Genomic DNA, 24,508 nt, shown 5'->3' on the forward strand with positions numbered 1-24,508 from the left:
GGGCGCGCCTCCCGCCTCCCGCTGCAGGCACGAACCCGCACGGAGGCGTTTGGAGGGTTCCTACAAGAGTGGGCGGCCCTCGGCGAGGCGGGACACGGCGATCGCGGTCTGGAGCACGTAGGCGTCGCGCGGCACGAGCGGGTCCCACCCGGTCAGCTCGCTGACCCGCCGGAGCCGGTAGCGGACGGTGTTCGCGTGCACGTAGAGCTCGCGGGCGGTGGCCTCGAGGGACCGGCCGAGGGCCAGGTAGGTGTCCACGGTCTCGAGGAGCGAGGAGCCGGCGTCGGCGAGGGGTGCCCAGACACCGTCCACGAGCGCCTCGCGAGCGGAGGGGTCGCCCATCAGCACGCGCTCCGGCAGGAGGTCCCCGGACGGCGTCGGGCGGGGGGCGCGCGGGTGCGCCGCCGCGGCGCCGAGCCCGGCGAGCGTGTGGTGGGCGGAGACGTGCGCCTCCACGAGCGAGTCCACCGCGGGGCCCGCGATCACGGGTCCGGCGGCGAACCACGGGGTGAGCGCCTCGGCGGCGGCCCGGGGGTCGGTGACCGAGCCGAGGACGAGGACGAGACGCTCGGCCTGCACGCCCACCAGGAGGTCGCAGTCGAGGCGGGCCGCCGCGCGGCGCAGCCCGGGCACGTAGGCGGGCTGGTCCTCGCCCGGGGCGGAGCCGGCCATGACCATCACGCAGTGGTCGTCGTGCCAGCCGAGCGCGGTGGCGCGGTGGCGGATCTCGTCCGGGTCCTGGCCGCGCAGCACGGCGTCGAGCAGGACCGCCTCGAGCCGGGAGTCCATGGCCCCGCGCATCTCCGCGGCCCGCGCGTAGACGTCCGCGAGGGCGAAGGCGATCTCCCGCGAGTAGTGCAGGATGTGCTCGCGCATCGCGGCCTGGTCCCGCTCCGCGACGAGGTCCGGGACGGTGGACTCGACGACCTCCACCATGGTGCGGATGAGCTGGAGGGCACGCTGGAGGGACACGGCGCGGCTGAGGTCGGTGGGGGCGGGCCCGAAGACGTCCTGGAGGACGGTGTCCGCGCCGGCCGCCGGCCGTTCGCACCACACCACGAGGCCCTGCAGGGCCCGCTGGGCCACGAGTCCGAGCGCGCTGCGCTCGTCCGGGGAGAGCTCGCGGTACCAGGGCAGGGTCGCATCGAGGCGCTGCAGGACGGTGGTGTTGAGGGCCCCCAGGTGGCGGCGCAGCCGATCGACACCCTCGGCGCTGACGGGGCGGGGCGCGGCGGCGCGGGGTTCGGGCATGCACAGCATCCTAGGGGCCCGCGACGCGACCGGTTGTGGGGTTCCTACAGCGGGGACGACGACGGCCGGCCGTCGGGGCGGGCCGACGCACGGGCGCCGGCCGGGGACGTCAGGCGTCGCCGCCGGCGTTGCCGGTGGTGCCCGCGTTGACGTCGCTGAGCCGGTACATCGAGTGCGCCTTCGCCGCGGTGCCCTCCTCGACCGTGCCCTCCTGCTCGAGGAGCTGCAGGGCGCGCACCACCATGGAGTGCGTGTCGATGTGGAAGTAGCGGCGCGCCGCCGAGCGGGTGTCGGCGAAGCCGAACTCGTCGGCGCCCAGCGCGCTGAAGCGCTGGGTCACGAACGGCCGGATCTGGTTGGCCCAGGACGTGGTGTAGTCCGAGGTGGCCACCACGGGGCCCTCGGCGCCCGCGAGCTTCTCCGTCACGAACGGGGTGCGCACCGGGGCGCTGGGGTCCTTGAGGGCGTCCTTCTCGGCCGCGACGGCGTCGCGGTAGAGCTCGTTGTACGAGGTCACGGACCACACGTCGGCGCTCACGCCCCAGTCCTCGGCGAGGATGCGCTGCGCGTCGACCGCCCACGGCAGGGCCACGCCGGAGCCAAGGAGCTGGACCTTCGGCCCGTCGCCCTGGCCCTCGGAGAGGCGGTAGATGCCCTTGAGCAGGCCGTCCACGTCCAGGTCCTCCGGCTCGTCGAGGTGAACGATCGGCTCGTTGTAGACCGTGAGGTAGTAGATGACATTGCGCACCGCGTCGCCGCGGTCGTGGTCGCCGTACATGTCCTCGAGGCCCTGGCGCACGATGTGCGCGATCTCGTACGAGTACGCCGGGTCGTAGTGCTTCACGGCCGGGTTGGTGCCCGCCAGGACCGGCGAGTGGCCGTCCATGTGCTGGGTGCCCTCGCCCGCGAGCGTGGTGCGACCCGCGGTGGCGCCGATCATGAAGCCGCGAGCGAGCTGGTCGGCCGCCGCCCAGATGCTGTCCGCCGTCCGCTGGAACCCGAACATCGAGTAGAAGATGTAGATCGGGATCATGGGCTCGCCGTGCGTCGAGTACGCCGTGCCAAGGGCGTTGAAGGCCGCGGTGGCGCCGGCCTCGTTGATGCCCACGTGGTAGAGCTTGCCCTGCGGCGACTCCTTGTAGGAGAGGAACAGGTCGCGGTCCACGGACAGGTAGTTCTGGCCCTTGGGGTTGTAGATCTTCGCCGTGGGGAAGAACGAGTCCATGCCGAAGGTGCGGGCCTCGTCCGGGATGATCGGCACGAAGCGCGAGCCCAGGTTCTTGTCCCGCATCAGGTCCTTCAGCAGGCGCACGAAGGCCATGGTGGTGGCGGCCTGCTGCTTGCCCGAGCCCTTGCGGGCCTGCTTGTAGGCCGACTCCGGGGGCAGCGGGATGCGGTGGTAGTCCGCGCGGCGCTCGGGGACGAACCCTCCGAGCTCCTTGCGGCGCTCCATGAGGTACTTCATCTCCGGGGAGTCCGCGTCGGGCTTGTAGTACGGGATCTCGTACGGGTTCTTGTCGATGACCTCGTCGGAGACCGGGATGCGGTGACGGTCGCGGAAGACCTTGATGTCGTCCGCCGTCATCTTCTTCATCTGGTGGGTGGAGTTGCGGCCCTCGAAGGACTTGCCGAGGCCGTAGCCCTTGATGGTGTGGGCCAGGATGACGGTGGGCTGGCCCTTGTGCTCCATCGCGGCCTTGTAGGCGGCGTACACCTTCTTGTAGTCGTGCCCGCCCCGCTTGAGGCCCCAGATCTCGTCGTCGCTCATGTCCGCCACCAGCTCCTTGGTGGTGGAGGAGCGGCCGAAGAAGTGCTCGCGCACGAAGGCGCCCGACTCGGCCTTGTAGGTCTGGAAGTCGCCGTCGAGCGTCTCGTTCATGATGCGCACGAGCTCGCCCTCGTCGTCGGCCTCGAGCAGCGGATCCCACTCGCGGCCCCAGAGGACCTTGATGACGTTCCAGCCCGCGCCACGGAAGTAGGACTCCAGCTCCTGGACGATCTTCCCGTTGCCGCGCACGGGCCCGTCGAGGCGCTGAAGGTTGCAGTTGACCACGAAGGTGAGGTTGTCCAGCTTGTCGTTGGCGGCGATGTGCAGCTGGCCGCGCGACTCCGGCTCGTCCATCTCGCCGTCGCCGAGGAACGCCCACACGTGCTGCTCGGACGTGTCCTTGATGCCGTGGTGGTGGAGGTAGCGGTTGGTCTGCGCCTGGAAGATGGCGTTCATCGGGCCGAGGCCCATGGAGACCGTCGGGAATTGCCAGAAGTCCGGCTTCATGCGCGGGTGCGGGTAGGAGGGGAGCGCGTGGCCCTCCTTGGACTTCTCCTGACGGAAGCCGTCCAGGTCCTCCTCGGCGAGGCGGCCCTCGAGGAAGGCACGCGCGTAGTTGCCCGGGGAGGAGTGCCCCTGGAAGAAGATGTGGTCGCCGCCGCCGGGGTGGTCCTGCCCGCGGAAGAAGTGGTTCAGGCCCACCTCGTACAGGGTGGCCTGGCCGGCGTAGGAGGAGATGTGGCCGCCCACGCCGATGCCCTCGCGCTGCGCGCGCTGCACGATCGCCGCGGCGTTCCAGCGCAGGTAGTTGCGGTACCGGCGCTCCAGCTCCTCGTCGCCCGGGTACTCGGGCTCCTGGTCGGCCGGGATGGTGTTCACGTAGTCCGTGGTGGTCACGTGGGGCAGGGCGACCGACTGGGCGCCGGCGCGCTGCATGAGGGTGCGCATGATGTACTGCGCCCGCTCCGTCCCGCGCTCCTCCACGAGCCCGTCGAAGGACTCGATCCACTCCGCGGTCTCCTGCGGGTCCTTGTCCGGGAGCTGGTTGGTCAGACCGCTCAGGATCTGGGAGCTCTCTTCGGCTGCGCTCACGGTGCCTCCTGGTGTTCGTGCGGAGGGATGCTCCGCGTCGGTGCTGCTGCACTGGCGGGATACGCCCGCACTGCCGCGCCGCGCCCCCGGACTCGCTCCGGCGGACGGGCGCCTGTCGCGCCCAGCCTAGCGCCGTCCGTGGGCTGCGCGCGTGGTCTGGGACCCGGAGGCCCCGGACGCACGGGCGTAGGGTGGGCCGTGTCACGCACACGCACGGCGCGCGCCCCGCACGGGGCGCATGTCCCGTCCCGGAGGAGGACCGCACACGATGGAGGCAGGGCCGCAGGAGACCCCGGCTGCTCAGGCACGGCTCGAGGAGCTCGGCCTGGCGCCGGGCGACCTGGTGCAGGAGTGGGGGTTCGACGACGACGTCGACCACGGCTTCCGCGCCGCCCTCGAGGCGGCGCTCGGGGAGCAGCTGCTGACCGAGGAGGACCAGGAGCCCGCGGACGCCGTCCTCTTCTGGTGGCGCTCGGATGAGGGGGACGTCACAGACCTCGCCGACGCCCTGGTGGACGCCCAGCGCTCCCTCGACGCCGGCCCCCTCTGGATCATGACGCCCCGCACGGGCCGCACGGGCCACGTGCCGCCGGCGGACGTGCAGGAGGCGGCCTCCACGGCCGGGCTGCACCCCACCACGGGCTCCGGCGTGAGCGCCGACTGGGCCGCCCAGAGGCTCGTGCAGAAGCGCGGTGGCTGAGCTGCGCAGAAGCGCGGTGGCTGCGGCCCCGGCGCTGCGGGACGACCACGGACAGTCCTGGTCGTTCCCCCCGCTCGCCACACCGGACGGCGTGCCGCATCCGGACGACGGAGTCGGCCGGCCCCGGGCGACCTGGCTGGCGTTCCTCCCCGGGGCGTTCACCCCGGTGTGCACCGGCGAGCTCGCCTGGCTCGCGGACCTCGCGCAGGAGCTCGCCGCGGTGGACGTCGGGGTGCGGGTGATCGCGTGCGACGCCGCTCCGGTGCTGCGCCGCGTGCGCGAGGACCTGGGCCTGGGGGAGCGGCTCACGCTGCTCTCCGACTTCTGGCCCCACGGGGCCGCGGCCGCTGCGTGCGATGCGTTCGACCCGGAGACGGGGCGGGCGCGACGGGTCTCCGTGCTCCTGGACGCGACCGGCGTCGAGGTTGCCAGGGTGGCCGCCGAGCCGGGCCGGGCGCGCTCGCGGAGCGCGCACGAGGCGGCGACGCGGGAGCACCTGCGCCGCACCGGTACCCTGGAGCGCAGCGCGGACCTATAGCTCAGTCGGCTAGAGCAGCTCGCTTACACCGAGCAGGTCGGGGGTTCAAGTCCCTCTGGGTCCACTCGTGTCGATGCCCCGGGACCATGCGCCTGGTCCCGGGGCCGTCGTCGTCGGCCGCGCGGGCCCGCCGTCAGGCCTCGGCGTACCGGGGACGCACCGCCCCGGCGTAGTCGCGCTTGATGTTGATCTCCTGCAGCGTCTCGATGCAGACCGGTCGCCCCACGAAGGGGGCGTGGATGCCGTGTCCCTTGCCGAGGTACAGGGCGACGTGGCGGATCTTCTCGCCGCCGGGCACGAGTGAGTAGAACAGCAGGTCGCCGGGGGTGAGGTCGTCGGCGGAGACCTTCGGCAGGCCCGAGTGGTTCAGCTGGGGGCCGGCGTCGCGGGGCAGCAGGATGCCGTGCGAGCGCAGCACCGTGTAGGTGAAGCCGGAGCAGTCGATGCCGAACGGGCTGATGCCGCCCCACAGATACGGCGTCCCGTCGAAGGAACGCGCGGTCTCGAAGACCTGCTCGACCGTGCCGAGGGCGGGCTCGCCCACCGCCACGTCTGCGCTGGCGATCCAGCCCTCGCGCTCGTTCGGCAGCAGGATCTTCGAGGCCTTCTCGCCCTGCTCCAGCAGCGGCAGACGGGTGTCGAAGGGCACGACCACGAGGGTCTGCTCCATGCCCTCGCCGTCGAACACGCCGGTGCTGTCCGCGGTCACGCGCACCACCTGGGCGCCGTCGGCCGTCTGGGCGGAGAGGAAGCCGAGATCACGCACGACGTGGGCGCGCGGCACCCAGCTGGTCTGATGGCCGTCGTCGTTCGGCGCGGCCTGGTCCAGGAAGCTCACCTTCACCCAGTCCCCGGAGAGCTCTCGGACGGTGACGCGGGAGCCGAGGGCGGCCTGGGTGTCGGTGCGGCCGAGCAGCCCTCGCTGCTGGGCCACGTCCATGCGGGAGAGCCACTGGTCCGGCCGGGCGTCGGCCTTGATGACGGGCTCGTCCGTCCAGCCGCGGCCCTGGCCGGGCTTGAGCCAGGCGGTCGTCATGGAGGTGCGCACCACGGCGTCCTCGCCCACGGCGAGGTCCTTGATCCCCGTCTCCGCGACGGGGGACGCGGACGACGCCGCGGCCGACGAGGCGGTCTGCTGGGCGGAGGTCGTCGGCGCGGTGGCGCAGCCCGTCAGCCACAGGGCGCCGACGGCTCCGGCGCCGCCGAGCCCCCGCAGGGTGCGGCGGCGGGTGAGCGGGCGTTCTGAGATGGCTTCCACGCGGTGGTTCTCCTCGTCTGTGGGCCCCCTCCGGACGTGACAGGACCCCTCGGCGTTCGGCTCGCGAGAGGTCCAGGGTGGTGCGGCACGTCCGGTGGTGGAGGTCCGGCGGCGTGCTGCGCGGGCGGCCGGGTGTCATCAGCAAGCGTAGCGGTGGTCCGCCCCACCGCGGATTCCTCGGGAGGTGGCCCTGCGGGGCATCACCCGCGCCGCGCCGTCTCGTCACCGTGCGTCGTCGCGGCGGAGGGAGCGCACGGGCTGTGGCACGCTGGGCCGACCATGAGTGAGGTCACACCGTCATCGCGCGCGGCGTCCGGTGCGCCGGACGCCCCGCCGTCCCGCCGCGCCGAGGTGGCCGAGGGGATCCGCCTGTCCGGGCCGGCGGGGCTGGGACTGGTGCCGCTGGGCGTGGCCTTCGGGATGCTCGTCGTGCAGGCCGGCCTGCCTGGGTGGACGGCCCCGCTGCTGTCCCTGGTGGTGTTCGCCGGCTCGGTGGAGCTGCTCATGGTGAGCCTGCTCGTCGCCGGGACGTCCCTGGTGGGGATCGCCGTGACCGTGTTCCTGCTCAACTTCCGGCACGTGTTCTATGCGTTCAGCTTCCCGCTGCGTGTGGTGCGGAACCCGTTGGCGCGGCTGTACTCGATGGGCGGGCTCATCGACGAGGCCTATGCCATCACGGCCGCCCATCCCCGCGGCTGGACGGCCCCGCGTCTGCTCGCCACCCAGATCAGCCTCCACCTGTACTGGGTGGCCGGCGGTCTCGTGGGTGTCGCGGCGGCGGGGCTGCTGCCGGCGCCGGTGGAGGGCCTCGAGTTCGCGCTCACCGCGCTGTTCATCGTCCTCGCCCTCGACGCCGCCCGCACCCGCCGCCACGTCCCGCTCGTGCTCGCTGCGGCGGCCGCCGTCGGGGTGGGGCTCGTCGTCGCGCCGGGCGCGCTGCTGGTCGCCTCGTTCCTCGGGTTCGCGGCGGCGCTGGTGGCGGCGCACGTCGCCGCCGAGAGCGGCGTGGCCCTGCCGCTGCCGGCGGTCCATGCGCTCGGCGCCCCGGCTCCCCGGGCCGCGGGCGGGGAGCCGGGCGGGCCCACAGGGGCGGACGGGGAGGGGGGACGATGATCGACGGGGCCGTGCACCCCGGGTACATCGTGGCGGCGGCCCTGGTGTCCGGCGGCGTGACCTTCCTGCTGCGAGCCCTGCCGTTCGCCCTGCTGCGCCCGCTTCGCGAGTCCGGGCTCGTGGCGCGCCTGGCCGTGTGGATGCCCGCCGGGATCCTGACGATCCTCGCGGTCGTGATGATCCTCGACTCCGCCGCCCTCGCCCCCGGCGACCCGGTCGACTGGCCGCGCATCCGCTGCGCGCTCGCGGCGAGCGCCGTGACCGTGCTCGTCCACCTGCTCGGCGGGCGGCGCACCCTGCTGTCCATCGGGGCGGGGACGCTGGCCTACGTGCTGCTCGTGAACCTGGCCCTCTGAGACGCCCGCCGAGCGGGACGCCGCCGACGTCGCCTGCCCAAGGAGGCCTCTGCCCGGCCGGTCCTCTCCGGTGTGACCGGCCGGGTCGCGGTCAATTCCCTGCGGTGTCGGTCGAGGGCTGCGCGGAGCCGCCGGCACCCGGGCCGACGCCGTCGGTGTCGTCGTAGACGTCGAGGGTGCCGCCGTAGTTGGCCACCCAGACCTGGCCGGTGGGCTTGTCGTAGGTGACGCCGACGGTGTTCTCGCCGGCCGGCTTCGTGTCGAGGATCTCGAGGGTCTCGGCATCGATCTTGGTCACCGTGGAGGCCTCGTAGTTGACGACGTACAGCGCCGTGCCGTCCGCGGAGATGTCCATGGAGCGCGGCTCATCCCCGGCCGACGCCGTGGCGAGGACCGTGCCGGTCGCGGCGTCCAGCTTCACGATCTGGTCGGCGCCGGCGACCGTCATGTAGAGGGTCTTCCCGTCCGGGGACAGGGTGAGGTGGCGCGGCTGGGGGCCGGTGTGCAGGACCACCTCGGCGGTGCCGGCCTCCAGGTCCACGCGGAAGAGCTTGTCCGCCCACATCGCGGTGACGTAGGCGGTCTTGTTGTCCGGCAGCACGACGGTGCCGCGAGGCATGGTGTCCAGGGGGATGGTGTGCTCGGTCTCCCCGGACCCGGTGTCGAGGACGGACAGGGTCGCGTCGCACCAGTTGGCGACCAGCAGGCGGGAATCGTCGGGGGACAGAGCCACGTACTTGGGCACCCGGCCCACCCGGTAGGCGGCGTCCCACTTCTTGTCCTTCACCGAGTACCGGTACACCAGGGAGGGGGCGATCGCCGAGCCGGCGGTGCAGTTGTCATCCGGCTTGGTGCCCGTGCCCACCCCGCCGGTCAGCTGGTAGTTGGTGACATAGGCGTACTGGCCGTCCTGGGTCCACGCTGCCTCCACCGGGGAGCCGCTGACCACGCCGGACAGACCGTCGATGCCCATCGTGTCCGTGTCCACGGTGTCCTCGAGGGTCTGGACCACCTCGCGGCTCCGGGTGTCGAGGAGCATGACGTTGTGCCGGTACATCATGTTGTTGGCGATCACGAGCCCGTGCTGGTTGGAGACCACCGACTTCGACGACAGGCCGGGGTCCTCGATGGTCTCCACGTGCGTCAGCGTGGTGGTGTTGGACGCCGGGAAGTCGGCCGGATCCTCGGAGACCGACTCCTCGGCCTGGCCCTGCGCCTCACTGGCCTGGCCACGGGTGGAGGCAGCTGCGCCGGCGTCACCCTTCCCGGAGCCGCCGTCCTGGGTGGCGGAGGCGCTGGCTCCCTGCCCGTTCTCCGTCTGCCCGCCGTCCGTGCCGGCGCAGCCGGTGAGCAGCAGGCCCACGGTGAGCAGTGCGGCGGCGGGCCGCAGCGCCCGGGGGCGGGCGGCGTCGACGCCGCGCGGAGCACGAGCGTCGGCGGCGATGTCGGCAGTCTCGTGGACGCGGTGCAGTCGAGGCATGGGGGGTCTCCAAGGGTGAGGTGGTCGGTCGGCACGTCCGACGGCGTCGCCGAACACAGCTCAATCATAGCGAGACGGCAGGGGCGAAGTGCCCTGGGTCTCGGTCCGACCCACGTCCTCCAGGAGGGTCGGACCATGCCCCAGGAGGACAGTCCCGAGCTCAAGGCCCACGCGGGTGCGGACGATGCGCCAGGCGATGGCGGCGGCCGCCGGGGCGCCGTCGTCCGCGTAGGGTGGGAGGCCCCACCCCGCACGTCCCCCTGAAGAGGTGCCCCATGTCCGCCACGCCCCTCGGTTTCTGGAAGCTGCCCGCCGACGCCCAGGGCCGCGCGCGCCATCTCGCCATCGTGAGCGCACCGGAGGCCGCGCAGACGCTCCTGCTCCTCAACGACGACGCCGGCTGGCGCCGCCTGGCCGTCTTCCAGGACGAGCTCGCCGGGCGGGCCGCCGCGCGCACGGTGGACGCCCTGCTGCAGTCGGTCACCTACCTGCGGATGGGCGGGACGGACGTGCTCGACGGCGCCGACACCGCCCGGCCCGGCGTCGAGTGGGCCGGCTATGAGAAGGACTTCGAGGAGGATGACCTCGCGCAGGGCCGCGAGGTGGACGCGCGGGCCCGGCTCTGGATCCTCCCCGCCGTGGACGGTGCGAGCGTCGGCCTCAAGCTCCCCGGTCACGCGCGCTACGACGATGCGGTGGCCGAGTTCGCGGACGTCGACGCGGCTCGGGCCGCCGTGGCGGCCGTGGACGAGCTCGTCGGAGCCGTGCGCCGGCGCTGACCCTGCCCGGGCCGGCCGCTGTCGCCCTTCGACGGAGCGGCAGGGTTCACCGGCTGTTCATCTCGCGGGACGACCCACTCCACGGCCGTGTCCGGGCTCCGGACCATAATGGGAGCCAGAACGGTCCGCGCGAACCCCGCGCCGGAGCCCCGGAGCGGCGGCGCCGCCGCTCCGCGACCTCACCCCACCGAAGGAGAAGGCCCATGGAGCTGCTGCAGCCCGACGCCCCCCGCGAGAACCTCCGTGAGTTCATCGACAAGCTGCGGGACGGCGGCTACACGGTCACCGACGGTCACACCAACGACCCGGACCTGATCGACCCCCAGGGCCGCGCCGTGGAGACGTGGAAGGAGGACTACCCGTACGAGGAGCGGATGTCCCGCGAGGAGTACGAGCTGGAGAAGTACCGCCTCCAGATCGAGCTGCTGAAGCTGCAGTACTGGTCCGAGGACACGGGCCAGCGCCACATCCTCGTGTTCGAGGGCCGGGACGCCGCCGGCAAGGGCGGCACCATCAAGCGCTTCACGGAGCACCTCAACCCCCGCATGGCCCGGGTCGTCGCGCTCAACAAGCCCTCGGACCGCGAGCAGGGCCAGTGGTACTTCCAGCGCTACATCCAGCACTTCCCCACGGTGGGCGAGATGGTCCTCTTCGACCGCTCCTGGTACAACCGGGCCGGCGTCGAGCGCGTCATGGGCTTCTCCACGGACGAGCAGTACCGCCGCTTCATGAACCAGGTGCCCCTCTTCGAGAAGATGCTGGTGGACGACGGCATCCACCTCACGAAGTTCTGGTTCTCCGTGACCCAGACCGAGCAGCGCACCCGCTTCGCGATCCGGCAGATCGACCCCGTCCGCCAGTGGAAGCTCTCGCCCATGGACCTCGAGTCCCTGGACCGCTGGGAGGCCTACACGGACGCCAAGGAGGCGATGTTCCTGCACACGGACACGGACCACGCCCCGTGGATCTCCATCCGCTCGAACGACAAGAAGCGCGCCCGGCTCAACGCCATGCGCTACTTCCTCACGCAGTTCGAGTACGAGGGCAAGGACCACGAGGTCGTGGGTGAGCCGGACCCGCTGATCATCCGCCGCGGCCGCGACGCCGTCGGGGACTGACCCTCGGCCGCTAGGCTGGCGGGGGCGGGCGGGACTCCGCCCCCGCACGCATCCACCCCCGCACAGGAGGCTCCTCAGGCATGACCGAGCAGACGACCACCGCCCTCGCCGGCACCGCGGACATCGGCGTCACCGGGCTCGCGGTGATGGGGGCCAACCTGGCCCGCAACTTCGCGCGCAACGGCTACACCGTGGCCCTCCACAACCGCAGCCGCGGCCGGACGGACCAGCTCGTGGCCGAGCACGGCCACGAGGGCGAGTTCGTGGCCACGGGCTCGCTCGAGGAGCTCGTCGCCTCCCTCGCCGTGCCGCGCCGCGTGCTGATCATGGTCAAGGCCGGCGCCCCCGTCGACGCGGTCATCGACCAGCTCGTGCCCCTCCTGGAGGAGGGCGACATCGTCATCGACGCCGGCAACTCCCATTACGAGGACACGCGCCGCCGCGAAGCCGCGCTCGCCGCCCAGGGGCTGCACTTCGTCGGCGTCGGGGTCTCCGGCGGCGAGGAGGGCGCGCTGAACGGGCCCGCCATCATGCCGGGCGGCCCGAAGGAGTCCTACGCCGCGGTCGGCCCCATGCTGGAGCGGATCGCCGCCCAGTACGGCGGCGAGCCCTGCTGCGCCTGGGTCGGCACGGACGGCGCCGGCCACTATGTGAAGATGGTCCACAACGGCATCGAGTACGCGGACATGCAGGTCATCGGCGAGGCCCACGACCTGCTGCGCCGCGTGGCCGGCATCGAGCCCGCCGCGCAGGCCGCCGTGTTCGACGCGTGGAACCGCACCGAGCTGTCCTCCTACCTCATCGAGATCACGGCCGAGGTGCTGCGCCAGACCGACGCCGCCACGGGCCGCCCGCTGATCGACGTGATCGTGGACGAGGCCGGCCAGAAGGGCACCGGCCGCTGGACCGCCATCTCGGGCCTCGACGTCGGCGCGCCCGTCGCGGCGATCGCCGAGTCGGTCTTCGCCCGCTCGCTCTCCTCGCAGCGAGAGGTCCGGGAGATCGCCCGCGAGACCCTCGTGGCGGGCGTCGACGGCGCGGGCGTGGCCGACGCCGACCGCGAGCAGTTCGTGGAGGACGTGCGCCAGGCGCTCTTCGCCTCCAAGCTCGTGGCCTACGCGCAGGGCCTGGACATGCTCTCCGCCGCCGCGGCCGAGTACGGCTGGTCGCTGGACCTCGGCACCATCGCCTCCCTGTGGCGCGACGGCTGCATCATCCGCGCCGACCTGCTGGACGTCATCATGACGGCGTTCGGCGGCCGGGACACCGACCGCCACCCCGAGCCGGGCACCCGCGCGGAGGGCCAGCCGCTGAACCTGCTGTTCGCCCCCGAGTTCACCCGCGCGATCGCCGACGCGCTGCCCGCGTGGCGCCGCGTGGTGGGCGCCGCGATCTCCGCCGGCGTGCCCGTGCCGGTCTTCTCCTCCGCCCTCGCGTACTACGACGGCCTGCGCGCCGACCGCCTGCCCGCCGCCCTCATCCAGGGCCAGCGCGACTTCTTCGGCGCCCACACCTACCGCCGCACGGACCGCGAGGGCTCGTTCCACACCCTGTGGTCCGGGGACCGCACGGAGGTGGACGGCGACGGCGTGCCCGTCGTCATGCCGCAGCCCGCCGAGGGCGACCCCACGGCCTGACGAGTCACGCCGCGGAATCGGCCGCGCCCTGCACCCCCGAGCCGGGGGTGCAGGGCGCCGTCATGAGCGGGCTCAGATGTAGAGGGCCGGCTCCACGAACTCGGCCGGGTCCACGAGGGGCGCCGTCTCCTCCTCGCACGAGCGCAGCCGGTACGTGGCCGGGATGCCCGTGGCGATGGCGTCCGCCGGGGTGTCCTTCACGACGACGGCGTTCGCGCCCACCGCGGTGCCCTCGCCGATCTCCACGGGGCCGAGGATCTTCGCCCCCGCGCCGACCACCACGCCGTCGCGCAGGGTGGGGTGGCGCTTCACCCGCTCGAGCGAGCGGCCGCCGAGGGTGACGCCGTGGTAGAGCATCACGTCGTCGCCCACCTCGGCGGTCTCCCCGATGACCACGCCCATGCCGTGGTCGATGAAGAAGCGTCGTCCGATGGTCGCACCCGGGTGGATCTCGATCCCCGTCAGGGCGCGCGTCGCCTGGGAGAGCACGCGAGCCGGCGTCTTGAGGCGGTCGTGGCGCCACATCCGGTGGGCCACGCGGTGCGACCACACGGCGTGCAGCCCCGAGTACACGAGGGCCACCTCGAGATCGCCGCGCGCGGCCGGGTCGTGGCTGCGGACGGTGGCGATGTCTTCCTTCAAGCGGGAGATGAAGCCCAAGGGGTCAGGCCCTTTCGGTGACGGGGGAGCGGGGTGCGTGCGCAGAGGAGGGCGGCGGCGGTCAGCCGCGGATGTCCTCGAACAGGGGCGTGGAGATGTAGCGCTCGCCGAAGTCGCACACGACCGCGACGATCAGCTTGCCCTCGCTCTGCGGCTTGGCGGCCTCCTTCAGCGCGGCGGAGACGATCGCGCCGGTGGAGATGCCCCCGAGGATGCCCTCCTTGCGGCCCAGCTCGCGCGCGACCTCGAGGGACTCCTCGAAGGAGGCGGCGTACACCTCGTCGTACAGCTCGGTGTCCAGGATCTCCGGGACGAAGTTGGCGCCGATGCCCTGGATCTTGTGGGGGCCGGCCTTGCCGCCGGAGAGGATGGGCGAGTCGGCCGGCTCGACCGCGATGAGCTTCACGTCCGACTTCTGCTCGCGCAGGTAGCGGCCGGCGCCGGTGATGGTGCCGCCCGTGCCCACGCCGGCGACGAACACGTCCACCGCGCCGTCCGCGGCGTCCCAGATCTCCGGGCCGGTGCCGGTGTAGTGCGCCTGCACGTTGGCCTCGTTGGCGAACTGCTGGGCCCAGATGGAGTTCGGGGTGGTGCGGACGATCTCCTGCGCGCGCTCGAGGGCGCCGCGCATCCCCTCGGCGCCGGGGGTGAGCACGATCTCCGCGCCGAAGGCCTTGAGCATCACGCGTCGCTCCGTGGACATCGTCTCGGGCATCGTGAGGATCACACGGTAGCCGCGGGCGGCTCCCACCATGGCCAGGGCGATGCCGGTGTTGCCGGAGGTGCCCTCCACGATGGTCCCCCCGGGCGCCAGCGCGCCGGACGCCTCGGCGGCGTCCACGATGGCGGTGCCGATGCGGTCCTTGACCGAGTTGGCCGGGTTGTAGAACTCCACCTTGACGGCCACGTCGCCGGGCAGGCCCTCCGTCAGCCGGTTGAGACGGACGAGCGGCGTGCTGCCGACCGCCTGGGTGATGTCGTCGAGGATGCGGGCCATGGGGGGGACCTCCTGAGTGAGTGGTACGGGGTGGGACGGGTCGGGACCAGGCTATGCCGGGGGAGCGGGACTCAGCCCTCGGTGAGCCACGCGGCGTAGCGTCGGCGGACGCGCGCGAGCTTCGGGTCGATGACCACCTGGCAGTAGCCGTTGCCGGGGCGACGGGTGTAGAAGTCCTGGTGGACGTCCTCGGCGGGGAACCACGGACCCGCGGGCTCGACGGTGGTGACGATCGGGCGATCGTAGTTCTCCTGCGCGCGGGCGACCTCGCGCTCGTAGAAGCGGGCCTCCTCCTCGTCGCGGGCGAACACCGCGGAGCGGTACTGCGTGCCGACGTCGTGGCCCTGGCGGTTCAGCGAGGTCGGGTCATGGCCCGTGAAGAAGAGGTCCATGATCACCGCGGCGGGCACGACGGCGGCGTCGAACCGCACGCGCACGGCCTCGGCATGGCCGGTGGTCCCGGTGCACACGGCCTCGTAGTCCGGCGCGGGAACGTGGCCGCCCGTGTACCCGGACTCGACCTCCAGGACGCCCCGCACGCGGCGGTACACGGCGTCGAGGCACCAGAAGCACCCTCCGGCCAGCGTGAGCTCGCGGGGGTCGGCGGGCGCGGCGGTGGGCTCGGGCGAGGGCAGTTCGAACGCGGTCATGTCCGGAGACAGCAACCCCGCTCCCGGGTTCATTCCCGCGCCCGCCGACTCGAGCGGGCGGGAGGGAGTGCGGGAGGGGGCGGCGGTGGTCCATCATGACCCCATGACCGGTCAGCGCACAGCTTCCCACGGCCCCCTCTTCGGCGAGCGGTGCGGACCCGACCGGCGGGCCGCGGACGACGCGGCGCCCACGCTCGCGGAGGTGCTCGAGCACGTCGAGCGGCTCTGGCCCCGTTCCCTCGCCGAATCCTGGGACGCCGTGGGGCCGGTGGCAGGCCGACCCGGGGCGTCCGTGCGGCGCATCCTGTGGGCCGTGGACCCCGTGCGCACGGTGGTGGACGAGGCCGTGGAGGCCGGTGCCGACCTCGTCATCACGCACCACCCCCTCCTGCTGCGCGGGGTGACCAGCGTGGCCGCCACGGGGCATGGTGCGGCGTACAAGGGAGAGCTCCTCCACACCCTGATCGAGCACGGCATCGGGCTCGTGGCCGCGCACACCAACGCGGACTCGGCCGTGGGCGGAGTCTCCGACGTGCTCGCCCAGGCGATCGGCCTTGAGGACCTGCGGCCGCTGCAGCCGGCCGGGTCCGGCACGGACGCGGAGGGCATCGGCCGCGTCGGCGTGCTGCCCGCCCCCGTGAGCCTCGCGGAGCTGGCGGGCCGTGTGCACCGGGTGCTGCCCGGCGTCGCCGGCGGGGTGCGCGCAGCCGGGGACGCCGAGGGCGAGGTCCGCACCGTGGCGGTGTGCGGCGGTGCGGGGGACAGTCTGTTCGACGCCGTGCGCGCGAGCGGGGCAGACGCGTACGTGACCGCCGACCTGCGCCACCACCCGGCCTCCGAGGCGCGCGAGGCCGCCCGTCTCACGGGCGGCCGCCCGTTCCTCGTGGACGTCTCCCACTGGGCGAGCGAGTGGCTGTGGCTGCCCGTGGGCGCCCGCGCCCTCGAGGAGGCCCTGCACGCGGCGGGCCGCACCGTCGAGTCGATCGTGTCCACCCGGGTGACCGACCCGTGGGACTACGTCATCACCGAGAGGAACGCACCGTGACCGCTCTGACAGCGCCCCCCGCCGTCCAGGCAAGGCTCCTGGAGCTGCAGGACCTGGACACCCGGATCCTCCAGGCCAGGACCGCGCTTGCGCGCCTGCGCACCGACGCCGAGCACGCAGACCGCCAGGAGGCGGCCCGCGCCGCCGAGGCGGCGCTCGCGGACGCCACCGCCGCGGCCGAGGAGGCCGACCGGCAGGCGGCCTCCGCCTCGGAGAAGGCCGCGGCCACGCGCGCCCGCCGTGACCGCACCCGGGAGCGGCTCGCTGCATCCGGCACCTCCTCCCGCGACCTCGAGGGCCTGGCCCATGAGGAGCAGACGCTCGAGGCCCTCCTGGCGGAGCACGAGGAGGCCGCCCTCGTGGCGATGCAGTCCGCGGACGCCGCCGAGCAGGCCGTCCGCGCGGCGCAGGCGAGCCTGGCGGAGGCCCGTCACGCCGTCGGCGAGCGGGTGGCCCACCTGCGCGCCACGGGCCAGCAGGTCACCCTCGAGGGGCGCGAGCTCACGGCCCGCCGTGCCGCCCTCGCGGGCCTGCTCCCCGCCCCGCTCCTCGCCCTCTACGAGAAGGCCCGCGAGGCCAACGGGGGCATCGGGGCCGCGCGCCTCATGGGACGCTGCTCCAGCGCGACCGGCATGGAGCTCTCCCCGGCCGACATCGCCCGGATCACGGCGCTGCCGCCCGAGGCCGTGGCGCGCTGCCCGGAGTCGGGCGCGATCCTCGTGCGCGGCTGAGCTCGCCGACGTCGGCGGGGTTCTGCACGGTGCGGCGCAGCGCTGCCCGGCGCGTGCCGACGCGCCCATCAGTACAGTGGAGGGTCGGCGCGCCGCCCGGCGCGCCCGGTGAGACGAGGAGGCCGTGGTGGCGGAACGAGTCCTGCAGGTCGAGGCCGACGGCGGTTCCCGCGGCAACCCCGGCGTGGCCGGCTACGGCGCGCTCGTGCGCGACCCCGCCACCGGCGAGGTCCTCATGACGGACGCGGCGCCGCTCGGCAGGGCCTCCAACAACGTGGCCGAGTACTCGGGCCTCGTGGCCGGTCTGCGGATGGCGGCGATGATCGACCCCACCGCGCGCGTGCACGTGCTCATGGACTCCAAGCTCGTGGTCGAGCAGATGTCCGGGCGCTGGAAGATCAAGCACGAGGACATGCGCCGCCTCGCCGCCGACGCCCGGGCGATCGCCCCGGCGGGCCGCGTGACGTACGAGTGGATCCCGCGGGCCAAGAACAAGGACGCCGACCAGCTCTCGAACGAGGCCATGGACGCGGGCGCGCGCGGCGGGTCCTGGGACGCCGGCGCCTCGAAGATCGCGGTCGCCGCGCCGCGGGCCGACGCCGACGAGCGCGCCGCCGCCCCGGAGGCCGCCGCGGACGAGCGTGCCGACGCCGCTCCCGCGACGGACTCGGGACCGCGTCCGACCGGCTCGCTGCACCACGTGGAGGTCTGGGTGGCGGACCTGGACGCCGCGACCCGGACCCTCGGCTGGCTGTTCACCCAGCTCGGCTACGTCCTGCACGGCGGCTGGGACGGGGGCCAGACCTACCAGGGCGCGGGCCACTACCTCGTGCTCGAGGCCGGGCCGGACGTGAGCGGCGGGGCGCACGAGCGCACCCGCCCGGGGCTGAACCACCTCGCCTTCCAGGCCGGTTCCCGCGCCCGCGTCGACGAGCTCACCGCCGCTGCGCGGGAACGGGGCTTCCGTCTCCTGTTCGCGGACCGCCACCCCCATGCCGGCGGGCCCGACCACTACGCCGCCTACCTCGAGACGGCCGACGGCTTCGAGGTGGAGCTCGTGGCCACGGGGGACTGAGCCGGCGTCAGGACTCGGGCAGCACCACGCGCAGGGAGCCGGCCCTCGCGTCCGTCGGGGCGTCGAGCTCCACCTCCCACTGCGGTCCGCCGTCGCCCGTCCCGGCCGCGGCCACCACGTCCGCCGCGCGCTCCGGCGTGGACGCGGCGCGGGGGCCCGCCTCGAGCAGCGCGCGGGCCACGAGGCCGCGGGTGTGCTTGGCGAAGTGGGAGACCACGGTGCGCCGACCCTCGCGCAGCTGCAGCACGTCCACGCCCACGGTCCGCGCGGCCGGGGCCTTCCAGAGGGCGGCGTAGCCCCCCGAGCGGCAGTCGACCACGGGGCCGCCGGCGCAGTCGGCCAGGGTGTCCAGGGCGGGCGTCAGCCGGGGCCGCCACCACGCGGCCAGGCCGGGCATCTCCGGCAGTCGCGCCCCGGCCGACAGGCGGTGGGCGGGGATGCGGTCCGCGAAGGCGGTGGCGCCGAAGAGCGCCGAGAACACCAGGACGTCCGTGCGGGCCCGTCGCTTGGCGGCGGGGGAGAGCGAGGCGTGGTCGAGGGCGTCGAAGAGCACGCCCGTGTACACGCGGTGCCCCGGCGCCGCGGGGGCGTCCCGCAGGGTGCGGTTCGCGGCCACCTCCGCCGCGAGCGACGCCCCGACACCGAGCAGCTCCAGTGCGTCCGGACGCACGGACGCCGCGGCGACGCGGTCCAGCAGCTCCTCGCGTGCGCCCGAGACGTCCGGCGAATCGGCGAGCGCGAGGGAGGCGAGGTCCAGGGGCGCCCCCGAGCGGGGCGGGGTCTTGCCCTCGGAGGGCGGCAGCAGGATCAGCACTGGTCCAGCCTAGTCAGCAGGACCCGTCGCCGGCCCGTCCGCCCACGGCGATTCCCGCCCACCCGGGTGGGCTCCGTCGTCGCGGACTGGCAGAGTGGGGGCGGACGGTCCGCAGACGGCGGGCCGGCGTCGCGACGAGCCCGGGAGGCCCCATGGAGACGATGGCCGTCTATGCGTGGGTCTTCCCCGCCGCCCTGCTGGCCATGGCCGCCGCGATCGCCGTCGGCGTGCGCTCGAGCGGACGCACGCGCACCCGCTCTTCGGAGGTGGAGACCCGCCTGCGGGAGCGCACCTTCACGGGCGCGGACCGGGTGAGCCTGGAGTGGCCGCGGGACCGCCGCCGGCCCACGCTGGCCACGGTCGTCTCGCTGGGCGAGATGTACGGGTACGGACTCGTGGACCGCATCGAGCGCGAGCACGTCATCGAGCTCCGCTTCGAACGTCTCCGCGACGACGACGCCCTCTGAACCCCCGCCCCGTTCCCCGATTCCAGGAGCCCCCGTGGAGATCCTCATCGCCCTCGTCGGCGGACTGCTCGTGCTGTTCTTCCTCGCCGTCACGGTGTTCGGCGTGGCCAAGGCGCTGCAGCGTCGGACCCGGGCGCGAGCGGCGCGCCGGGGGATGGATGAGGGGACGGACCAGCTGTAAGCCGGGTTCTGTGTCCCCGCGCGGGTTGCCCCCCGCGGGGTGACGGCCATCCATCTGGGCCCGCCATTGCTGACGGGCTCGAGCGGCCAACCCGGACGCTGGGGCGAGCAGCCCTCGTGACGCGCCCTGTTCGGCCTTGCACCGGATGGGGTTTACCTAGCCGACCCCGTCACCGGGGCCGCTGGTGGTCTCTTACACCACCCTTTCACCCTCACCGCCGCGCCGAGGCGCGGAGGCGGTCTTCTCTCTGTGGCACTGGCCCGCGGGTCTCCCCGGGTGGGCGTTGCCCACCATCCTGCTCTGCGGTGCCCGGACTTTCCTCGCGCCCGCTCATGGAGCGGGCACGCGGCCGTCCGCTGATCCGTCCCGGCCTGCAACTCTACCCGGCCGGACGCCCCGGGCCCGTGCGCGCGGGCGGCTCCGCATAGAATGGGGGGTGTCCGCGGACGACGAGGTCCCGGAGGGTCCGTGCCCGCACGTGCCCGCACAGGCTTGAAGGAAGGACTCCCGTGGCAGACACCGCCTCGACCCAGACCCCCGAGTGGAACACGCAGCAGGAGCTCGCCGAGAAGATGGTGCCGCTGCTGGGCAGCCTCTACCGCGAGCACAACGTGGTCACCAGCATCCACGGGCGCACCCTCGTGAACCGCGGCGTGATCGACATCATCAAGGCGCACCGCTTCGCCCGTCGGATCGACGAGACCGTGCTCCCCGTGGAGGAGACGTACGCGCTCGTCCAGGGCCTGTCCTCCATAGATCTCGGTGCCGCCTCCGTGGACCTGGCCAAGCTGGCCGCCAAGTTCAAGAAGCAGGGCGGTGACCTCCAGGCCTTCCTCGACGCCGAGTTCGCGGACGTCAAGGGCAAGGGGGGCGAGGGCCTCGGCCGCGCGCAGGACGTCGTGCTCTACGGCTTCGGCCGCATCGGGCGCCTGCTGGCCCGCATCATCCTCGGCCAGGCCGGGGGCGGCTCCGCGCTGCGCCTGCGCGCCGTCGTGGTCCGCAAGAACTCGGACGACGACCTGATCAAGCGCGCCTCCCTGCTGCGCCGCGACTCCATCCACGGCGCCTTCGAGGGCACCATCACCGTGGACGAGGCCCGCAACGTCATCGCCGCCAACGGCACCGAGATCCAGGTCATCTACTCGAACGACCCGACCACCGTGGACTACACGTCCTACGGCATCGAGGACGCGATCGTGGTGGACAACACCGGCCGCTGGCGCGACGACGAGGGGCTGTCCCAGCACCTCCAGGCCAAGGGCGTCAAGAAGGTCCTGCTCACCGCCCCGGGCAAGGGTGAGATGAAGAACATCGTCTACGGCGTGAACTCGGAGGACATCCTCCCCGAGGACACCATCATCTCGGCGGCCTCCTGCACCACCAACGGCATCACCCCGGTGCTCAAGGTCATCCAGGACGAGTACGGCATCGACCACGGCCACGTGGAGACCGTGCACGCCTTCACCAACGACCAGAACCTGACGGACAACTTCCACAAGGGCTCTCGCCGCGGCCGCGCCGCCGGCCTGAACATGGTCATCACCGAGACGGGCGCCGCCAAGGCCGTGGCCAAGGCGCTGCCCGAGCTCAAGGGCAAGCTCTCCGGCAACGCCATCCGCGTCCCCACCCCGGACGTGTCCATGGCCATCCTGAACCTCGAACTGAAGACGCCCACCTCGGTGGACGAGCTGAACGACCGCCTGCGTCAGGAGTCCCTGACCGGCGAGCTGCACAGCCAGATCGACTACATCGACTCCCCGGAGGTCGTCTCCACGGACTTCGTGGGTTCCAACCGCGCCGGCATCGTCGACGGCCTCGCGACCCTCGTGAACAACGAGGGCAAGAACGCGATCCTCTACGTCTGGTACGACAACGAGTACGGCTACTCGCACCAGGTGGTGCGCTGCGTGAAGAAGATGGCGGGCCAGGACCTGCCGGTCTTCCCGCGGGCCTGACCGGCCCGGCCTGAGTCCTCAGGCCACCACGACGACGGCGCCGCCGCCTCCCGCTGGGAGGCGGCGGCGCCGCGGTCGTTCCGGAGGAGCTCAGTCCTGGGCGTGCTCGTGGGCGCAGTCAGGACCGTCGCACTCGTGGTCGACCTCGCCGTGGCCGAACGGGTCCGGATCCGTGCCAGGGAGCCACGTCACGCCGGGACGGTTCATGCGCTCGGCGCGCTGCGCGCGCTTCCAGCGCCGCGCCCACTTCCCCTCGAGGCGGTTCACGTAGAGGGTGCCGTTGAGATGGTCGTACTCGTGCTGCATCACGCGGGCGAACCAGCCCTCGGCCTCGAACTCGAACAGCTCGCCGTCCACGCGCTGGCCTGCCAGGCGCACGCGGGAGGAGCGCTGCAGCGGGTAGCCGTGGCCGGGCACGGACAGGCAGCCCTCGGTGTGCTCGTCCTCGTCGGGGGCCTCCTGGGGGGCCTTGTCCAGGTAGGTCAGGACGGGGTTGATCACGTGGCCGACGTTCGGCGCGTCGCCCGTGTCCGGGAACGTCCACGTGAAGATGCGCAGGCCCACACCCACCTGCGGGGCCGCCAGGCCCACGCCGTTGGCGACGTCCTGCGTGAGGTACATGTCCTCGATCAGGGTGCGGATGCCGTCGTCGATCACCTCGACCTCCGCCGCGCGGGTGTGCAGCACGGGCTCGCCGTAGACGGTGATGGGGCGGATGGAAGGCACGGGGGATCCTCGGGGACGGCGGCAGGTGACCACCGGGAGTCTACTCAGCCCCGCTCGCCTCCGCGTGTGCACAGGTGGGAGACAGCGGAGCGGCCCCGTCGAATCGAGACCACTGCGGTGGTGCTCTTCGCGCTGCTCCGTGGCGTCATCGCGGCGCTGGTGGGCCCGACGAGGTCCCCGGCGTGGGTGGCGACGCGCGGCCTTGGCCGCTGGTGGTTCGTCGGCGCCGTGGTCACGCTGCTGAGCCGTCCGCTCGCCCCCTCGTCCTCGGGATCCTGCTGGTGGGCGTCGTGGCCCGCCGAGCACTGCCGGGTCGGGGCGTGACGGCCGTGCTGCTCGCCGTCCTGATCTTCGGCGGAGCCCAGAGCGTGCGCTTCAGCCGGGCCGCCGCCGGGTACCGGCATCTTCCCGAGCCCACCAGCATGGATGCCGCACAGGCGACCGACCGGAGGGGGACGCGAGGCGGCTGAGAGGGGTGTCGCCGACCGACAGAGGAGTTCGGCATGCCCGAGTGCCCCGAGGCCCTCGCGGTCGCCAGGTCTCCGAAGGCGCACCCCCTCCTGCGTCGGATCGACTGCCCGGGGCCGCAGGAGTGGTTCGCCGCGGGTGGGGTGCCCTGGTGGGCCGAGGCCGTGCCCCTGGCGGGGGAGACCCCCTCGACCATGGGGGCAAGCTCGCCCCCAGCACCACCTGCGCCGCCTGCTCCCCGGAGGCGCGGGGTCCGCTCCGTGAACCGGTCCTGGCACACCGGATCTCTCCCGTGATGTGGGGCACGCAGGCCCTCGGTGCGCTGTCGATGCTGTGCCCGGCCCGTCGAGAGCACCGCAGACGCCTCACCCGAGACCGGCGGCCGGGGCGCTGGGCGATCCTGACCGTGCAGGGGCGGTGCGGAGGCTCGGGTCAGCCGAGCTCGACGACCTCGAACTCGAGGAGGTCCGCGCCGGTGGCGACGGGGGCGGGGCGGCCGTCCTTCTCCGCCGAGTGGGCAGCCGGCATGCGGCCGGAGCGCCACGCCTGGAAGTCCTCCTCGGACGCCCACGTGGTCACCACGAAGTAGCGGTCCTCCCCGGCGGTGGGGCGCAGCAGCTGGAAGCCCTCGAAACCCGGCTCGGAGTCCACGGCGTGCTTGCGGGCGGCGAAGCGCTGCTCGAGCTCGCGACCGGCACCCTCGGGGACGGTGATGGCGTTGATCTTCACGACGGACACGGTGGCCTCCTGGAGACGGGACGGTGGGGCAGGGCGGGCGCCCTCCTGCCCTGCCAGGGTAGACCCCCGCCCGGCACTACCAGGAGCGCAACCACGGACACGACAACGCCCCCGGAATCCGCATGATTCCGGGGGCCTCGGTGGGGTGAGCGACGGGGATTGAACCCGCGACCTTCTGGACCACAACCAGACGCTCTGCCGACTGAGCTACGCCCACCATGCATGCTCCCGATGGGGGTGACCCGTGCGGAGCAGCGGGTACTACTGTACACGATCCTGAGGGTCGCCCGCGCCAGCGGTGATCCGGGCCGAGATCGAGCGGGCCTCGTCCGACGTCGGGCCGGGGGCCGGGAGCATGACCGCCTCGCGGTAGTAGCGCAGCTCGGTGATCGAGTCCCGGATGTCGCCGAGGGCGCGGTGGCCGCCCGTCTTCGCCGGCGCCTGGTAGTAGGCGCGCGGATACCAGCGGCGCGCGAGCTCCTTGAGCGTGGAGACGTCCACGATCCGGTAGTGCAGGTGCTCCACGACGCGCGGCATGTACCGGGACAGGAACAGCTTGTCCTGGCCCACGGAGTTGCCGGCCAGCAGGGCCCTGCCCGCGGGCACGCGCTCGGCCATGTAGGCCAGCACCCGCTCGGCAGCCTCCTCGAGGGGGAGCCCGGACTCGAACTCCTCGATCAGTCCGGACGTGGTGTGCATGTCCCGGACGAACGGGTCCATCTGGGCGAGGGCGGCCGCGGTCGGGCGGATCACGAGGTCCAGCCCCTCGTCGAGGAGCTCGAGCTCGGAGTCCGTGATGAGCACGGCTACCTCCACCAGCACGTCGACGTCCGGGTCCAGGCCGGTCATCTCGCAGTCGATCCAGACCAGCGGGGCGCGCTCCGGCGCGGGGGTGTTCGTGTCGCTCATGG

At 73.1% G+C, this 24,508-nt stretch carries 24 protein-coding genes, 2 tRNA genes and 1 other RNA gene; 14 read left to right on the top strand and 13 right to left on the bottom strand.

Going from position 1 to position 24,508, the window contains the following annotated elements:
- Positions 1–60 precede the first annotated feature (60 nt).
- Complete coding sequence (locus AAG742_RS04965; RefSeq protein WP_343282390.1) at positions 61–1,251, bottom strand: helix-turn-helix domain-containing protein; 1,191 nt, start codon at positions 1,249–1,251, stop codon at positions 61–63.
- A gap of 109 nt (positions 1,252–1,360) precedes the next feature.
- On the bottom strand, positions 1,361–4,111 hold the full coding sequence (gene aceE, locus AAG742_RS04970; RefSeq protein ID WP_298713284.1) for a pyruvate dehydrogenase (acetyl-transferring), homodimeric type: 2,751 nt from the start codon (positions 4,109–4,111) through the stop codon (positions 1,361–1,363).
- 268 nt (positions 4,112–4,379) lie between these two features.
- Between aceE and AAG742_RS04975 the strand changes: the two genes are divergently transcribed.
- The 3 genes from AAG742_RS04975 (at position 4,380) to AAG742_RS04985 (ending at position 5,413) form a co-directional block, all read left to right on the top strand.
- Complete coding sequence (locus tag AAG742_RS04975; protein WP_343282391.1) at positions 4,380–4,811, top strand: DUF3052 domain-containing protein; 432 nt, start codon at positions 4,380–4,382, stop codon at positions 4,809–4,811.
- A 16-nt stretch (positions 4,812–4,827) separates the two neighbouring features.
- A complete protein-coding gene (locus tag AAG742_RS04980; RefSeq protein WP_343282392.1) occupies positions 4,828–5,349 on the top strand; it encodes a redoxin domain-containing protein in 522 nt (173 codons plus the stop codon).
- Positions 5,340–5,413 (top strand) — tRNA-Val (locus AAG742_RS04985). Before AAG742_RS04980 ends, AAG742_RS04985 begins: the two co-directional genes overlap by 10 nt.
- A 69-nt stretch (positions 5,414–5,482) precedes the next feature.
- On the opposite strand, the gene AAG742_RS04990 is transcribed toward AAG742_RS04985, so the two are convergent.
- Complete coding sequence (locus AAG742_RS04990; protein WP_343282393.1) at positions 5,483–6,607, bottom strand: C40 family peptidase; 1,125 nt, start codon at positions 6,605–6,607, stop codon at positions 5,483–5,485.
- A 279-nt stretch (positions 6,608–6,886) separates the two neighbouring features.
- Between AAG742_RS04990 and AAG742_RS04995 the strand changes: the two genes are divergently transcribed.
- Together AAG742_RS04995 and AAG742_RS05000 are read left to right on the top strand one after the other, a co-directional pair.
- The gene (locus AAG742_RS04995) at positions 6,887–7,720 is read left to right on the top strand and encodes an AzlC family ABC transporter permease (RefSeq protein ID WP_319074983.1); all 834 of its coding nucleotides are present in this window, start codon (positions 6,887–6,889) and stop codon (positions 7,718–7,720) included.
- The gene (locus AAG742_RS05000; protein WP_248115038.1) at positions 7,717–8,076 is read left to right on the top strand and encodes an AzlD domain-containing protein; all 360 of its coding nucleotides are present in this window, start codon (positions 7,717–7,719) and stop codon (positions 8,074–8,076) included. Before AAG742_RS04995 ends, AAG742_RS05000 begins: the two co-directional genes overlap by 4 nt.
- A gap of 91 nt (positions 8,077–8,167) precedes the next feature.
- On the opposite strand, the gene AAG742_RS05005 is transcribed toward AAG742_RS05000, so the two are convergent.
- Positions 8,168–9,556, bottom strand: a complete 1,389-nt coding sequence (locus AAG742_RS05005; protein ID WP_298713299.1) for a YncE family protein — start codon at positions 9,554–9,556, stop codon at positions 8,168–8,170.
- Positions 9,557–9,831: 275 nt separating this feature from the next.
- On the opposite strand from AAG742_RS05005, the gene AAG742_RS05010 reads away from it, so the two are divergent.
- From AAG742_RS05010 to gndA, 3 genes are all read left to right on the top strand, one after another.
- Complete coding sequence (locus tag AAG742_RS05010; RefSeq protein WP_343282394.1) at positions 9,832–10,335, top strand: hypothetical protein; 504 nt, start codon at positions 9,832–9,834, stop codon at positions 10,333–10,335.
- Positions 10,336–10,538: 203 nt separating this feature from the next.
- Positions 10,539–11,453: a polyphosphate kinase 2 gene (ppk2, locus tag AAG742_RS05015; RefSeq protein ID WP_248115035.1), complete on the top strand. Its 915-nt coding sequence runs from the start codon at positions 10,539–10,541 to the stop codon at positions 11,451–11,453.
- Positions 11,454–11,533: 80 nt separating this feature from the next.
- Positions 11,534–13,090, top strand: a complete 1,557-nt coding sequence (gndA, locus tag AAG742_RS05020; protein WP_298713310.1) for an NADP-dependent phosphogluconate dehydrogenase — start codon at positions 11,534–11,536, stop codon at positions 13,088–13,090.
- Between the two features lie 72 nt (positions 13,091–13,162).
- Here the strand turns inward: gndA and epsC are convergent, their stop codons facing one another.
- From epsC to msrA, 3 genes are all read right to left on the bottom strand, one after another.
- Positions 13,163–13,750, bottom strand: coding sequence for a serine O-acetyltransferase EpsC (epsC, locus tag AAG742_RS05025; RefSeq protein ID WP_343282396.1), 588 nt, complete (start codon positions 13,748–13,750; stop codon positions 13,163–13,165).
- Positions 13,751–13,811: 61 nt separating this feature from the next.
- Positions 13,812–14,747, bottom strand: a complete 936-nt coding sequence (gene cysK / locus AAG742_RS05030) for a cysteine synthase A (RefSeq protein ID WP_343282397.1) — start codon at positions 14,745–14,747, stop codon at positions 13,812–13,814.
- A gap of 71 nt (positions 14,748–14,818) precedes the next feature.
- Positions 14,819–15,397 (bottom strand): peptide-methionine (S)-S-oxide reductase MsrA, encoded by a 579-nt coding sequence (msrA, locus tag AAG742_RS05035; protein WP_343282398.1) that lies wholly within the window; start codon positions 15,395–15,397, stop codon positions 14,819–14,821.
- A 103-nt stretch (positions 15,398–15,500) separates the two neighbouring features.
- On the opposite strand from msrA, the gene AAG742_RS05040 reads away from it, so the two are divergent.
- From AAG742_RS05040 to AAG742_RS05050, 3 genes are all read left to right on the top strand, one after another.
- Complete coding sequence (locus AAG742_RS05040; RefSeq protein WP_343282399.1) at positions 15,501–16,442, top strand: Nif3-like dinuclear metal center hexameric protein; 942 nt, start codon at positions 15,501–15,503, stop codon at positions 16,440–16,442.
- Positions 16,439–17,173, top strand: a complete 735-nt coding sequence (locus AAG742_RS05045) for a DNA-binding protein (RefSeq protein WP_343282400.1) — start codon at positions 16,439–16,441, stop codon at positions 17,171–17,173. The genes AAG742_RS05040 and AAG742_RS05045 overlap by 4 nt, the downstream gene beginning before the upstream one ends.
- A gap of 127 nt (positions 17,174–17,300) precedes the next feature.
- On the top strand, positions 17,301–18,248 hold the full coding sequence (locus AAG742_RS05050) for a reverse transcriptase-like protein (RefSeq protein WP_343282401.1): 948 nt from the start codon (positions 17,301–17,303) through the stop codon (positions 18,246–18,248).
- Positions 18,249–18,255: 7 nt separating this feature from the next.
- Here the strand turns inward: AAG742_RS05050 and AAG742_RS05055 are convergent, their stop codons facing one another.
- Positions 18,256–19,062, bottom strand: coding sequence for a peroxide stress protein YaaA (locus AAG742_RS05055; protein WP_343282402.1), 807 nt, complete (start codon positions 19,060–19,062; stop codon positions 18,256–18,258).
- Between the two features lie 152 nt (positions 19,063–19,214).
- On the opposite strand from AAG742_RS05055, the gene AAG742_RS05060 reads away from it, so the two are divergent.
- On the top strand, positions 19,215–19,529 hold the full coding sequence (locus AAG742_RS05060) for a hypothetical protein (RefSeq protein WP_248115017.1): 315 nt from the start codon (positions 19,215–19,217) through the stop codon (positions 19,527–19,529).
- A gap of 162 nt (positions 19,530–19,691) precedes the next feature.
- On the opposite strand, the gene rnpB is transcribed toward AAG742_RS05060, so the two are convergent.
- Positions 19,692–20,075: RNase P RNA component class A (gene rnpB / locus AAG742_RS05065), an RNA gene on the bottom strand.
- A 144-nt stretch (positions 20,076–20,219) separates the two neighbouring features.
- On the opposite strand from rnpB, the gene AAG742_RS05070 reads away from it, so the two are divergent.
- Positions 20,220–21,665, top strand: a complete 1,446-nt coding sequence (locus AAG742_RS05070) for a glyceraldehyde-3-phosphate dehydrogenase (protein WP_343282403.1) — start codon at positions 20,220–20,222, stop codon at positions 21,663–21,665.
- A gap of 90 nt (positions 21,666–21,755) precedes the next feature.
- On the opposite strand, the gene def is transcribed toward AAG742_RS05070, so the two are convergent.
- Entirely contained in the window at positions 21,756–22,391 is a 636-nt protein-coding gene (gene def, locus AAG742_RS05075) for a peptide deformylase (protein ID WP_298984480.1), read from the bottom strand.
- A gap of 66 nt (positions 22,392–22,457) precedes the next feature.
- On the opposite strand from def, the gene AAG742_RS05080 reads away from it, so the two are divergent.
- The gene (locus AAG742_RS05080; RefSeq protein ID WP_343282404.1) at positions 22,458–22,715 is read left to right on the top strand and encodes a hypothetical protein; all 258 of its coding nucleotides are present in this window, start codon (positions 22,458–22,460) and stop codon (positions 22,713–22,715) included.
- 576 nt (positions 22,716–23,291) lie between these two features.
- Here the strand turns inward: AAG742_RS05080 and AAG742_RS05085 are convergent.
- The 3 genes from AAG742_RS05085 to orn all read right to left on the bottom strand — a co-directional run bounded on the left by AAG742_RS05085 (position 23,292) and on the right by orn (position 24,506).
- Positions 23,292–23,597, bottom strand: coding sequence for an antibiotic biosynthesis monooxygenase (locus AAG742_RS05085; RefSeq protein ID WP_298713345.1), 306 nt, complete (start codon positions 23,595–23,597; stop codon positions 23,292–23,294).
- Between the two features lie 141 nt (positions 23,598–23,738).
- Positions 23,739–23,814: transfer RNA gene (locus AAG742_RS05090), tRNA-His, on the bottom strand.
- A 44-nt stretch (positions 23,815–23,858) separates the two neighbouring features.
- Positions 23,859–24,506 (bottom strand): oligoribonuclease, encoded by a 648-nt coding sequence (gene orn, locus AAG742_RS05095; protein WP_298713348.1) that lies wholly within the window; start codon positions 24,504–24,506, stop codon positions 23,859–23,861.
- Between the last annotated feature and the right edge of the window lie 2 nt (positions 24,507–24,508).

This window comes from Micrococcus sp. 2A (genome assembly GCF_039519235.1).
GTDB lineage: Bacteria > Actinomycetota > Actinomycetes > Actinomycetales > Micrococcaceae > Micrococcus.

Excerpts from the sequence above, each read along its gene's own strand:
- AAG742_RS04965 (WP_343282390.1), bottom strand. The coding sequence starts at position 1,251 with ATGCCCGAACCCCGCGCCGCCGCGCCCCGCCCCGTCAGCGCCGAGGGT.
- AAG742_RS04975 (WP_343282391.1), top strand. The coding sequence starts at position 4,380 with ATGGAGGCAGGGCCGCAGGAGACCCCGGCTGCTCAGGCACGGCTCGAG.
- AAG742_RS04995 (WP_319074983.1), top strand. The coding sequence starts at position 6,887 with ATGAGTGAGGTCACACCGTCATCGCGCGCGGCGTCCGGTGCGCCGGAC.
- AAG742_RS05000 (WP_248115038.1), top strand. The coding sequence starts at position 7,717 with ATGATCGACGGGGCCGTGCACCCCGGGTACATCGTGGCGGCGGCCCTG.
- AAG742_RS05005 (WP_298713299.1), bottom strand. The coding sequence starts at position 9,556 with ATGCCTCGACTGCACCGCGTCCACGAGACTGCCGACATCGCCGCCGAC.
- AAG742_RS05010 (WP_343282394.1), top strand. The coding sequence starts at position 9,832 with ATGTCCGCCACGCCCCTCGGTTTCTGGAAGCTGCCCGCCGACGCCCAG.
- ppk2 (WP_248115035.1), top strand. The coding sequence starts at position 10,539 with ATGGAGCTGCTGCAGCCCGACGCCCCCCGCGAGAACCTCCGTGAGTTC.
- gndA (WP_298713310.1), top strand. The coding sequence starts at position 11,534 with ATGACCGAGCAGACGACCACCGCCCTCGCCGGCACCGCGGACATCGGC.
- cysK (WP_343282397.1), bottom strand. The coding sequence starts at position 14,747 with ATGGCCCGCATCCTCGACGACATCACCCAGGCGGTCGGCAGCACGCCG.
- msrA (WP_343282398.1), bottom strand. The coding sequence starts at position 15,397 with ATGACCGCGTTCGAACTGCCCTCGCCCGAGCCCACCGCCGCGCCCGCC.
- AAG742_RS05040 (WP_343282399.1), top strand. The coding sequence starts at position 15,501 with ATGACCGGTCAGCGCACAGCTTCCCACGGCCCCCTCTTCGGCGAGCGG.
- AAG742_RS05060 (WP_248115017.1), top strand. The coding sequence starts at position 19,215 with ATGGAGACGATGGCCGTCTATGCGTGGGTCTTCCCCGCCGCCCTGCTG.
- orn (WP_298713348.1), bottom strand. The coding sequence starts at position 24,506 with ATGAGCGACACGAACACCCCCGCGCCGGAGCGCGCCCCGCTGGTCTGG.